At 67.2% G+C, this 12,333-nt stretch carries 9 protein-coding genes; all 9 read right to left on the bottom strand.

Going from position 1 to position 12,333, the window contains the following annotated elements; translation table 11 throughout:
* Position 1: 1 nt before the first annotated feature.
* Positions 2-1,753, bottom strand: coding sequence for an IucA/IucC family siderophore biosynthesis protein (locus NHH73_17630; protein ID USX24440.1), 1,752 nt, complete (start codon positions 1,751-1,753; stop codon positions 2-4).
* An 11-nt stretch (positions 1,754-1,764) separates the two neighbouring features.
* Positions 1,765-3,054 carry an MFS transporter gene (locus tag NHH73_17625; GenBank protein ID USX24439.1) on the bottom strand — a complete coding sequence of 430 codons (1,290 nt, stop codon included), beginning with the start codon at positions 3,052-3,054 and terminating at the stop codon, positions 1,765-1,767.
* Positions 3,055-4,878 carry a siderophore biosynthesis protein gene (locus NHH73_17620; GenBank protein ID USX24438.1) on the bottom strand — a complete coding sequence of 608 codons (1,824 nt, stop codon included), beginning with the start codon at positions 4,876-4,878 and terminating at the stop codon, positions 3,055-3,057. It lies immediately after the preceding gene.
* A 4-nt stretch (positions 4,879-4,882) separates the two neighbouring features.
* Positions 4,883-5,920 carry a 2,3-diaminopropionate biosynthesis protein SbnB gene (gene sbnB / locus NHH73_17615; GenBank protein ID USX24437.1) on the bottom strand — a complete coding sequence of 346 codons (1,038 nt, stop codon included), beginning with the start codon at positions 5,918-5,920 and terminating at the stop codon, positions 4,883-4,885.
* Positions 5,921-5,925: 5 nt separating this feature from the next.
* Entirely contained in the window at positions 5,926-6,975 is a 1,050-nt protein-coding gene (gene sbnA, locus NHH73_17610) for a 2,3-diaminopropionate biosynthesis protein SbnA (protein ID USX24436.1), read from the bottom strand.
* A 157-nt stretch (positions 6,976-7,132) separates the two neighbouring features.
* A complete protein-coding gene (locus NHH73_17605) occupies positions 7,133-9,670 on the bottom strand; it encodes a TonB-dependent receptor (GenBank protein ID USX24435.1) in 2,538 nt (845 codons plus the stop codon).
* A 110-nt stretch (positions 9,671-9,780) separates the two neighbouring features.
* Complete coding sequence (locus NHH73_17600; GenBank protein USX24434.1) at positions 9,781-10,761, bottom strand: FecR domain-containing protein; 981 nt, start codon at positions 10,759-10,761, stop codon at positions 9,781-9,783.
* 10 nt (positions 10,762-10,771) lie between these two features.
* Complete coding sequence (locus NHH73_17595; GenBank protein ID USX24433.1) at positions 10,772-11,269, bottom strand: sigma-70 family RNA polymerase sigma factor; 498 nt, start codon at positions 11,267-11,269, stop codon at positions 10,772-10,774.
* Positions 11,270-11,414: 145 nt separating this feature from the next.
* Positions 11,415-12,272, bottom strand: coding sequence for a transposase (locus NHH73_17590; GenBank protein ID USX24432.1), 858 nt, complete (start codon positions 12,270-12,272; stop codon positions 11,415-11,417).
* Between the last annotated feature and the right edge of the window lie 61 nt (positions 12,273-12,333).

The following is a 12,333-nucleotide window of genomic DNA, read 5'->3' as shown; positions in this document are numbered from 1 at the left end:
CTCAGGTCTTCAGGGGATTGGAAATGGCGATCCAGGCCGGGGTTTCCCCCTGCTGGCGGAAGCTGCTCAACATATTGGCCTTGGCCGGCAGGGTTGGCTGGCGCAGCAGTGTGTCGACCAGTTGCCGCGTGTTGCCTTCGCAGGCGCGCAAGCGCTCGGCCGCCGCGCGCCACAACGTCGCCTCCCCGCACACGCCGAGCCGCGCGAGGCAGGCGGCCACGTGGCCGATATGGTTGACCAGCACGTAATACTGAAAGCGGTGCCAGGCCTGCGCTTCGTCGTACAGCGCCGGACTGTCGGCGGCGAGGCGGTCGGCGAACGGAAAGCGCTGGCGGCTGATCGACGTGCCTTCCATGTCGCGCGCGTAGCCCCGGCGCGGCCAGCCGTCCTTGAAGGCAACCAGCGAGTTTTGCAGGTGCGCCTCCAGGCTGATGCCGTAGTCGGCGTATAGTTCCAGCATCGGCACGAGGGTGACGTCGAGGTAGCGCAGCCACCAGCGTTCGATGAATGCCGCGTCCGTTGCGGCGCCGCCGGCCGCGCGCCGCACCACGTCGAGCAGCGGAACGTGGCCCAGCGCGGATTCCTCCAGCAGCGCGGCGGCCAGATGCAGCTCCGTGGTGTCGGCGGCCGGCATGGCCTCCCGATAGATGACGGCGCAGGCGGCGCGCAGCGCGGCACTCGGCACTTTGAGCGTTTCGCTGCCGATCTCCCGCAGCACGCGGAAATGGTCTTGCCGCAAGCGCTGTTCGGGCAGCAGGCCGATGGCGACGCTGGCGTCGAGCGCGCGGGCGACTTGCTCGTCGGGGTTGTTGCGCACGAAATTGGTGATGCGGATATTGAGCGAGAGTTTCATGAACAGTTGCAGCGACGGCAGCCAGACGGTGCGCACCGACGATGTCGGCCACACCTGTTCGCCCTGCGGCCCGAGCGAAATCACCGCGCGGTCGCGCACCAGCATGGCCATGTCGGGCTGCGCCAGCAGATAGCTGGCCTGCCACGGATGGCATGGCAGCAGCCGGTAATCACCTTCGCGCAGCAGCGCTTCGGCGAAATGCATCGCGGCGGGGTCGATCGGCACCGCCTTGCGGTCGAGCGCGCGCATGTCCATCAGGTCGGAGCGCACGGCGAAGTAGTGCAGCTGGAACGCGGCGCCCAGCTCCGGCGCGTACGCGCGCAGGTCGTCGTCGTCAAAGCCGTCCGCCGCCTTGGAGGTGACGTGGAAAACATGGCCGAAGCGCAGCCCCTGTTCGGAGGCCACGTAGTCGGGCCTTGGTGTGTCCACGGGGTCGCGATGAAAGCGGCCGACCTTGGCGATGCTGTTGCGCATCAAGGTCGCCAGCCGCTCGCGGTTGGCGGCGGCGCCCGGTGCGGTGCTGGTCGCCGCCAGCTCGGCGGCGATCAGGTCAGACAGCGTGCCGACATCGTCGATGCGCGTCCAGTCCGACGCATCGGCGCCGCTGGCGCCGCCGCGCAGCCACAACGGGCCTGCCAGCCGATGGTAGCCGACCGGCGAAAAATAGTCGAACGCGCCTGCCACGCGTGCGCCGGCGCCGGAGAAAGTGACGGCGAACGGCATCCAGTCACGGGCGCGCCACTCGGCGATGTGCGCGGCCAGGCCGGCGTCGCGGTCCTCCAGCGCCGCCAGCGCCGCCAGGCGCGGATCGGGCAGCGCCATTTCACGGCACCAGGTGTTGATGTATTGCTCCGACAGGCGGCGCGCCACGCCGTCGCGCGTTTGGATCGTTATAGACATGCGAGTCCTCCTTAAATGTGATGTAGTGGCAGGGCGCGGCCGGCGGGACGCCAGACGAGCAGACCTGCCATCAGGAACAATGCCGCCACCAGCCAGGGCAACTGTCGCGGCGCCAGCAGCGGTGCGCAGGCGATCACCAGCATCGGGCCGAGCAGCTGCCCGGCCGTCATGAAGCCGCGTCCCAGCCCGGTGACGTGGCCGTGCACCGACGCCGGCAACTGGCGCAGGCAGGCCAGCAGCATCGATTGCGTCAGCGCCGCGTAGCACGCGCCCTGGATCAGGCGTAGCAGCGCGATCGCCCACAGCGCATTGGCGGCCATCAGCAAGGCGCTCGACAAGGCGCAGGTGGCGGCCGCGATGGCGAAATGCCGCCGTACCTTGCCACGGTCGTTGAGCCGTCCCCAGACAGGGCCGGCGACGATGGTGGCCAGCCAGCCGAGCGCGTGCAGCGAGCCGATGATGCTGCCCGGCGCGTGCAGCGCGGGGAAGCGCGCCGAGATATACAGCGCGAACACCGTCAGCATGGCGAAACCGGCAGCCTGGGTGAGGCAGCCGGCCAGCATCCAGCGGCGCAGCTCGGGGTGGCGCATCACCGTGGCGAGACCGCGAAACTCGTGCGCTTGGACGGACGAGGGCGATGGCCGGATCCCGGCAGCGCTGTCGCGATCGGGCCTGGGCCTGGGCTTGGATTCGGCGGCGCGGTCGCCAGCGCGCGGCTCGCTGGTGCAAAGCCACAGCAGGGCGGCGGCGATGGCGGTGAACAGCGCGGTGGCCAGCAGCATCGGTCGCAGCGACCAGTAGTCGAGCACCGCGCCGCCGATCACGGGGCCGAGCAGGGCGCCGGCGCCGATCGCGCTTTCCTGCAGGCCGAGATTGCGCCCGCGCACGCTGTCGTCGCCGGCGCGCCCGATGAACGCCGTCAGCACCAGGCCGATGGCGCTGGCCCCTTGCAGCCAGCGGCCCGCGATGAAGCAGGCCAGGTTGGTGCTCAGCGCGATCAGCACAACGCTGGCAATGAACACCGCCAGCGACACCAGCAGCATGCGGCGGTAGCCGTAACGGTCGCACCAGCGCCCGGCGAACGGCGCGCAGCACAACGCACCCAGCCCCGGGGCGGCCAGCGCCACGTTGGCCCACCGCATCAGCGTGTCCGGGTCGCCGGGCAGGCCGGCCGGCGACAGCGACGCGACATACAGCGGCATGATCGGCACCAAGGTCATCATGCACAGCGTGGTGAGCGTCTGGCACACCAGCAGCAGCGGCACGTTGCGCTGGTGCGCGTCGATGTGGCGCCAGCCCATTCAGCCGCCTTGCGCCAGCAGCGGGTTGGCGATCGTGCCCATGCTGCTTGGCATCCCGGTGCCGAAGTCCTTGCGGGCAAGCAGCGGCGCCAGCACCCGCTTGAACGGCCAGTCGGCTTGCTCCAGCAGCAGTTGGCGCATGTCGTCGCGATCTTCCGCGTGCATCGGCGCCTCGTCCAGCGCCGCCTCGACGGCCGCGCCCACGATGCGCCAGCCGCGCGCCTCGGACTGGTCGTAACGTTGCGCCAGCGCCGCCAGCACGGCGTAGAGGTTGACCTCGATCGCCAGCGTCTGGAAGTAGGACAGCAGTTGCGCCAGCCCGTCCAGCTCGAGCGTGTTCGGCGTGCTGCGGTCGATGTGGTAGAGCGGCACGGCGACCCCGCGCCGGCCCATCATCCCGGCGCAGATGCGCAAGGTGTCGTGATCGCGCAGCAGCAGGGCGTCGACCGAGCGTTCGCCGCACACCATGACGATGTTCTGGCCGTGCATCTCCGGCATGACGCCGTTACCGGCGCAACGCAAACCGACGCCGGCCAGCAGCCGCGCGATCTTGTCGAACAGCGTCCAGGCCTGGTCCGCCGTCGCGGCGTCGCCGAGCAGCTGGTCGAACACCGGCAGCGAGCCGTCTTGCAGGCGGACCGGCAGTGCCGCCATCGGTATCAGCGTTTTGTTCGGCAGCGACGGGTAGCGGCGCACCAGGCAGGCAAGCTCCCCGGAATTGGCGATCATGCCGGCGTCGCCGCTGCCCTCGGCGCTTTGTATCGCGGTCCACAGGTTTTCATCGCACAAAAACAGATGCGATGCCAGCCAGGCGTCCAGCGACCGCAGGCGGTTCAGACAGTCGGCGGCGGCCACCGCGTTGGTCAGGTAACGCGGCGGCAAGGTGCGGATCGCCCCCAGCGTGTTGACCGACAGCGACAGCTTGACGTGGACGTTCGGCCGCGAGGGCAGGGAAAGGGAACGCAGGGAAGCGGTCGGCGCGGCCAGGCCGAAGTCGTCGCCAAGCACCACGCAATCGGCGACCAGCGCGGCGGCGGCCGATTGCAGGTGGCGCCATTGCCAGGGATGGACCGGCATCCAGAGCCACGCGCCATCGCCCACCCGGTGCACGCGCGCCGCCTGCCCGATGCGTGCGTGCTGGGTGTCGTCCAGCAGCGCGGCGGCGATCGGCTGGGATGCGTGTGCGGAATCGACGGTGCACTCGGCGCCGGGGCCGAGTGCGCGGGCGCGCGGAACCGCGATCCACACCAGCGCAAACGGCGCCATGGCCGTGGGCAGGTAAGCTTCCACGTGGCCGCACTCACCCGCCCATTCCTTGGCCCGTGCCAGCGGATGGAAAGGCCGGTCTTTCAAGCAGCTCAGCACTTCCCAGTGTGGCAGTGCGCCGGGCGCCCGGCGCACCGCGTCCACGACCGCCGGCTCGCGCAGGCTGTCGGCCTTGGCCTGCCGCTGCGACAATGCGAAGAAATGCAGGAAGCGGCCCGACCGGTCCTGCCACCATGCCGCCTTTTGCAGGTGCGACACCACCTCGTCGAGGCGCAGCGCGGTGTCGGCCGCCGCCGTGCGCAGCCGCGGCGCCTGTGCGCCGACCCGCAGCGGACGCAGGCCGGCGCCGACCGTCACCGGTACCAGCAGCGCGTGCTCGCCGTCCAGGCTGACGGTGAGAGACGCCAGGCCTTGTTCGTCGAACGACAAGGTGCAATGGCGGCGGAACTCGTAGAGCTGCTCCAGCCACAGCGCGTCGACCAGATCCTGCAACAGCAAGGCTTCGTGCGCCGGCAAGCGCCGGGCCTCCAGGGCCGAACTCGGGATGGACAGGTCCATCGGCTTACCCGTACAACGGCAGTCGGGTGCCGGCCTTGGCGGCCATCGCCAGGCGATAGAAATGGCGCGCGCAGACCAGATCGTCCAGCGCCATCCCCATCGGATTGAGCAGGATGATCTCGTCGTCGTTCTCGCGGCCCGGCCGCTTGCCAATGACGATCTCGCCCAGTTCCGCGTGCAGCTGCTCGCGGCTGAAGCGGCCTTCGAGCACCAGCTGGTTGATGATCTTCTTTTCCCGGTTGGACTGGTCCCAGTCGTCGACGATGACCTTGTCGGCCTTTTCGTAGACGTCCTTGTGCACGTCCATGATCGAGACGTTGCTGACAAACGCGCCGGCCTTGAGCCAATCGAAGGGCAGGTAGGGCGTGTCGGTGACGGTCGCCGTTACCACCACGTCGGCGGCGCGCACGGCCGTTTCTGCCGACGGCGCGACCACGAACTCCACCTGCGGGTGGTATTCCGACCATTTTTTCGCCAGCGCGGCCGCCGCCGCGGCCGACATGTCGAACAAATGCAGGCGGGCGATGGATGGGAACTGCTCGAGCAGCGATTGCACCTGCATGCGGCCGATGGGGCCGCAGCCGATCGTGGCGACATCGGTGAAGTCCCGGCGCGCCAGATAGCGCGCGCCGACGACGGTAATGGCGGCGGTGCGCATGCCGCTGATCAGCCCACCCTCCATCAGCGCGATCGGGTAGTTGGTGTCGGCGTCGTTGAGCACGATGACCGCGCTGGCGCGCTCCATGCCGTAGTTGGCCGGGTTGTGCTGGCGGCTGCCGATCCATTTCAGGCCGGCGATGGGATCGTCGCCGCCGACGTAGCAGGGCATGGCGATGATGCGGTCGGCGATATGGTCGGCGCCGGCCCAGCGCAGGTAGGGTTTGAGCGGCTGGACGTACTGGCCGTTGGCGTGGGCGGTGAGGCCGTCGTGGATGGCGTCGACATAGGGCTGCGAGCGGTCGCCGCCCAGGGCGGCAAGGTCGGCGCGGCTCAGGTACAGCAGGAAAGGGGCTGCGTGGTTGGTCAATGCGGCGTGGTTCATGCGGTTTATCCTATCGTTTCGAGGTTGGCGCGGGATGGCGACGGCGTGCCGGAGCTTGCAGGCGTGTTTGGGTCGGCGGCGATGGCGGGCGCGGTGCGTTGCAGGTGGCGCTGCTGCATGCGTTGCAGCCAGGCGTCGTCGTAGACGGTGTCGAGATAGCGGTCGCCCCGGTCGGGCAGCACGGTAAGGATGCGCGAGGGTTGCGTCAGGCCGGCGCACAGCCGCTCGATCGCCGCCATCACCGAGCCGGACGAACCGCCGGCGAAGATGCCTTCGCGCGCCACCAGCTGGCGGCAGGCGACGGCCGATTCATAATCGTCGATGTGGATGCACTGCGGGATCTCGTCGCGTTTGAGCAGTTCGGGTACGCGGCTGGCGCCGATGCCGGGCAGTTCGCGCGTACCGGGCGGGGCGCCGAACAGCACCGAGCCGACGGCGTCGACGCCGACCACCTTGAGCGCCGGCCACTGCTCGCGCAAGCGGCGCGCGATGCCGTGCAGCGTGCCCGAAGTGCTCACGCCCAGCACCAGATAGTCGGGCGCCCGGTCCATCTGGCGCAGGATCTCGGCGCCCTCGCCGTGGTAGTGGCTTTTCCAATTGAGTTCGTTGGCGTACTGGTTGATCCATACCGCCTGCGGCTCGTCGCGCAGCATGCGCTTGACCTGCGCGATGCGCGTCTCCAGATAGCCGCCTTGGCTGTCCTGCTCGGTCACCATGTGGACATTGGCGCCGTAGCAGCGGATGATGTGCAGGTTGGTGGTGGAAATCTTCGGATCGACGACGGCGGTGAACGACAGGCCGTGGATGCGGCACACCATCGCCAGCGCGATGGCCAGGTTGCCGGAGGAACTCTCGATGATGTGGGCGCCGGGACGGATCGTGCCTTCGGCCAGCCCGCGCTCGATAATGTAGCGGGCCGGCCGGTCCTTGACGCTGCCGGCGGGATTGAGCAGTTCCAGCTTGGCGTACACCTCGTGGCCTGTGCCGGCGAACATCCGGTGCAGCTGAACGATCGGCGTTTCGCCGACGTGCTCCAAAAAGCTTTGAAGAATCATAATAAATTCCTTTCGGTAAATGAATCGCACTGATAATGATTCGTATTCACTGTAGTGCGCGGATTGCGCCCTTTGCATGTGATGCGCGGAGACCGCCTCTTTGTGGGGGGCGGCCGCCGCGCGGCTACTGACATGTTCTTTTACAGATGACGCCGGCTTACCACCGGCGGTTATAGCTGACACTCAACGCCGCGCCGGAGGCCGGCAGACGGCTGGTATTGTTGCTGTTGCGCATAAGCTGGCTGTAGGCGGGCAGGTAGTAGCGGTCCAGCAGGTTTTCGATGCCGACCGTGACGGTGTCGCGGGTCGTCCATTGCAGGCGCGCGATCAGGTCGACCGTGGTGTAGCTCGACACATCGCGCCGGCCAAAGCTGGTCAGGCCGTTCAGGCGCGAATCGCGGGCGCCGAAGTGGGTCGCCTGCAGGCGGGCGCTCCAGAGGCCGCCGGGCTTGTACTGCGCATAGGCGGTGACCTTGGTCGGCGGAATGCGGTAGCCGGTCATGGTCTGGTCCGAGCTGCCGCCCTGCGGCGTCTCGCGGCCCGACATCGCCGTCAACGTCGCGCCGCCGCCCCACGGGCTGGACTGCGGCATGTAGTCGACGCTCGCTTCCAGGCCGCGAATCTTCTCGGCGGTGCGGGTCAGTATCAGGCCGTTGTTAAAGCTTTGCACGTCGCCCAGCTTGGAGGTCGTGTAGAACACCGCCAGCGCGCCGTTGACCTCGCCGACGCCGCCGCGCCAGCCCAGCTCGTAGTTATTGGTCTTGACCGGCTCCAGCGCGGACGACGCCAGGTTGAACGCCGGCGTGGCGTTGCGGATTTGCAGGCCCATGTCCGGCAGTTGGAAGCCCTGGCTGAACGAGGCGTACAGTTCCTGGCCGGCCACCGGTTTGAAGACGGCGCCGACATTGCTCATCCAGGCGTCGTACGACAGTTTGCCGCCGCGCACCTGCTGCGGGTTGGCGAAGCGGATTTGCGATAGCGGCACGAAGTCGTCGAAGCGTGCGCGCGCATGTTCGTAGCGCAGGCCGCCCTCGAACGACCATTCCTGGTTGAGTTTGTACTGCGCCTGGCCGAAGCCGCCGATGCTGCGCGTCGTCAGCGGCGGCATGTACAGCATCGTTCGGCTCGGCTGGAACACCTTGCCGCCGCTGGCGTCGTAGGCGGCGGCGTTGAAAAAGTCGTCCGGCATGTCGCTGCGCTCCTGGTTGAAGTCCAGGCCCCACAGCACTTTGAGGTTGGCCGCCAGCGGGGTGTCGACGGTGGCGCGGCCGCCCCAGACTTCCGAGTTTTGCATCACCTGGTCGACGTTGTTGCCGCGCGTCGACACGGCGCGGGCGTCGAACGGGGTGAAGCGGGTGAAGTAATCGCGGTAGTACAGCTGGGTCGACAGCGCGCTGCCGGCCACATCCTGGTGCTGGTAGCTCGCGCTGAGCAAGGTGTTGCGCAACTGGTTCTGGTGGTCCAATCGCAGGCCGTCGACCGGGCGCGCCACGGCGCTGCCGGCCGGCAGGCGCGCCACCGACGGATCGGAGCCGTAGTCGCTGTCCTGCTCGGCGACATAGCGGCTGGCGGCAAACTGCACGCGCTGGTCGCGGTCGATGCGGAAACCGACCTTGCCGCCGAAGGTGTAGTTGTCGCTGTCGAACAGGTCGCCCTGGCTCGGTTCGGGCGCGATGCGCTTGCCCTTGCCGTCGTACGAGGCGCCGATGTGCTGCAGGCCGACATTGACGGCGTAATCGACCGCGCCGCTGGCGCCCGACATGTAGTGGCTGATCTCGCCGCCCAGGCCGTCGCTTCCGAGGCGCGACAGCGGCGAGCGCAGCGAGAAGGCGGTTTCGGCGTACGGCGCGCCCCCGGCCGGGCGCGTGGTGATGGCGATGATGCCGCCGCTGGCGCCGGACCCGTAGATCGCGCTGCTGCCGCGCAGCACTTCGACCTTGTCGATGCTGGCCAGGTTCAGCGCCGCCATGTTGCGCGCCGAATCGCGGTTGGTGTTGAGGGGGATGCCGTCGACCAGGACCAGCGAGTTGCGCCCGCGCAGGGTCTGGCCGTAGTCGGTGATGGTGCGGCTGGAATCGGCCATGCCGGGGACGGCCTTGCTGAGCACGGTGGCCAGGCTGTCGGAGGCCTGGCGCAATTCGTCGAGCTCGTCGCGTTCGATGACCGTGCTTTGGCGGGTCGGACGGATCAAGGTGCTGTTGGTGCGCTGCGCGCTCACTTCGACGGCGGGCATTTCGACGACGGCAATGTCGGTGCGGGCAGTCCGGCCAGCGGGGGCGGACGCAGCCGCCGCCGGCGCGGCTGCGGCGGCCGATGCGACGGCCGCCGGTTTGAGCGTAAAGCCGCCGCCGGTAAGGCGCTGCGCCTGCAGGCCGCTGCCTTGCAGCAACTGCGAAAAACCGTCGTCGACCGATACGGTCGCGCGCAGGCCGTTACTGGTCTTGCCCTCCAACAGCGCGGCATCGAACGACAGCGCCACACCCGCGCGGGCGGCAAAGCGCGACAGCGCCTGACCCAGCGGGCCGGCGGCAATATCGTAGGACTGGACGGTGTCGGCCGGCGCCTGTGCCTGGGCAAGCGGCGCCAACGCGGCCGCCGACAACACGGCGGCGGCATAGGTGATTGCCACCGACAACGCGGTGCGCCGGAAGACGGCCTTGCCGGCGGTTCGCGAGGTTTGCTGCTGATGACTCATTACTGGCCTTTCGCTGATCAAATGTGGTGTTCTTATTTGATATGTCGAACGAGATCGCGGAAAGGCTCAATTATTTTTGGATTTTTTTAAATATTTTTCAGGCCGGCCCATCAGGCCGGCCCGACGGTTGCCCAGAAACGGGTCACATAGCGCAGCTTGACCGGCTGGGTTTGCTCGAGGAGCGACAAGGTCAGGTCGGTGTCCGTCAGCGAGAACGCGCCCGACACCGCAAGTCCGGCGACGGCCGGCGCGCAGCGCAGCGTGCCGGGTCGGTAGCGGTTCAGCTCGGCGACGAAGCGCGCCAACGGCATGCGGTCGGCGATCAGCATGCCGTGCTGCCAGGCGATGGCGGCCTCGTCGGCCTCCGAGGACGGCTCGACGCGCGCGCGGGAAAACACCGACTGGCGGCCGGCCGCGATGACGGCGGCGGCCGCTGGTGCGTCGCGCGGCCGCAGCTCGACCGCGCCCTCGAACACGGACACCTGGCTGCGCTGTTCAAGCTGGCGCACGACGAAGCGGGTGCCGAGCGCGCGGATCGCCCCTTCGCCGACGTCGACCAGGAACGGGCGTGGCGGGCGGGCGGCGTCCCTGGCGGTGGTGATGAGAATCTCGCCGCGGCGCAAGTGGACCATGCGGCGCGCGCGATCGTAAGCGACGTCGATGTGGGTATCGGTGTTCAGCGTGATGCGGGTGCCGTCGTCGAGCACGATGTCGCGGCGTCCGCCGGTCGAGGTGCGAAAGCCGCCGGCGTCGGGCCAGGGGGCGTTGCGGTAGGCCATCCAGCCGATCGGCCCGGCCACCAGCAGCGCCGCCACCAGCTTGACGGCGCCGCGCCGCTCGCGCATCGACATGGTCTTGAGCGCGGTGGCGCCGGAGGGCGGCAGGGCGCCGAACTTGCCCATCAACGCGGTGGCCTTTTCCCACGCCAGCTCGTGCTCGGCGCTACGCTGGCGCCATGCGTCGAGCTGCGCGCGTTCTTGATGGCTCAGCGGACCGTCGTGCAATTCCATCAGCCAGGTGGCCGCCTCGGTCAGGATCTGTTTTGAGATCGCCGCCCGGTCGGGCGGGGCGGGCCGCAAGCCCAGCTTCACGCGACGCCCGTCACAATGCTGCCAGGCAACGGCGGAAGGCCAGCACCATGTGGCGCTTGACCGTGCTCAGCGACAAGTTCAGCAGCGCGCAGATCTCGGCGTAGCTCAGGCCGTCGAGCTGGGCCAGCAGGAACACCTGCCGGGCTTTGTTAGGCAGGCGGTCGAGGATGTTATCGATTTCGGTCAGCGTCTCAAGCACGGCCAGACGATCCTCCGGCGACGGCTGGACGGCCTCGGGCTGCGTGGCCAGCGCCTCCAGATAGGCGTTTTCAAGTTTCCTGCGGCGCAGATGGCTGACCATCAGTCCCTTGGCGACGGCGGTCAGATAGGCGCGCGGCTCGCGCAAATCCTGCGGCAGGCGCGCCGTCAGCAGCCGCACAAAGGTATCCTGGGCCAACTCGGCGCCCAGATTGCGGCAATTGAGCTTATGGCCCAGCCAAGTGGCAAGCCAGCCGTGATGCTCGTTATAGAGCGTGCCTATTTGTCGATGCGCGTCAGCGTTGGACATGCTTGTTCCCGTTCAGCGGAGGGCCAGACATCAAAATCTTAATGAGAATTATTCTCACTATAACGTGAGTTGTCTGGTTTAGCAACTTCCTGCCGCACGCCAGCGCTAGCTGGGGTCAAGTCTAACATTCGTGCACGATCTCATCCTAAGCGCCGCCGACGCCCCCATTTTTTTCCAGCGCGGCGACTGCACGGCTCACGGTCTGGGCAGATACGCCAAAATGGGCGGCAATTTGATTCATAGAAAAGGCCGTCGACCGATACGCCTGCGCCATGGCCATATCGCGAGGCGCAAATCTCAGCTGATACTCATCAAGCGACATCGCCAGCGCACGCCTTTGCGTTCTGACAACCTCTTCCGACACGAGCTCCTCGACCGATTTCCGATGCTCTGCGATAAACGCCTCGTCGCCAAGAATACATTGAAACGAAACATTCTCTAACGGGTTTGCCGCGCCAATTCCCGCCATCACGAAGTTTCGATAAGCATCTATGGCCGTTGGGTGGTCAGGGCCAAAGCCGGCCAGCAGCCAGTCTTGCGTGAGCCAGGAGGGGGGCGGCCGCTTGCTCAACATAGCGCGGTAGCTGCTCCATTCCCAGTTCTCTGGCGAATCGACAATGCCGGCGCGGACGGGATTCAAGACGATGTAGCGCGCCAGCTCGTGTAGATAGCTCTCCTTCTGTACGAGGACGGCGTGGTAGCGGCCTTGCATCACATGCCCGGCCAAGTCGTGGCGGCGGTTGAAACGTTGGGAATACGCGCTGTTTAGTTGACGCATGCCTTGCCCGAGATTGCCTTCGGGCGTCTCGATGAGTAAATGGAAGTGGTTCGTCATGAGGCAAAACGCATGGACCATAAAATGAAACCGCTTGCACATGCGTTCAGCTTCCTCAAGCCATGCGTGACGATCTATCCGGTCGCGAAAGATGCTCTCACGTCGGTTGCCACGACAAGTGACGTGATAGAGTGCGCCGGGAAATTCTAATCTAAGTGGTCTGGCCATCTCCTCAATCTAACAGGCGAGCATGGAGCGTTACTGATCGAACGCAGAAGTAGCCAGCGCC

This window comes from Oxalobacteraceae bacterium OTU3CINTB1 (assembly GCA_024123955.1).
Classification (GTDB): domain Bacteria; phylum Pseudomonadota; class Gammaproteobacteria; order Burkholderiales; family Burkholderiaceae_D; genus Rugamonas.
Note: the sequence above shows the minus strand (reverse complement) of the source record. Positions and strands in the feature narration are given on the sequence as shown.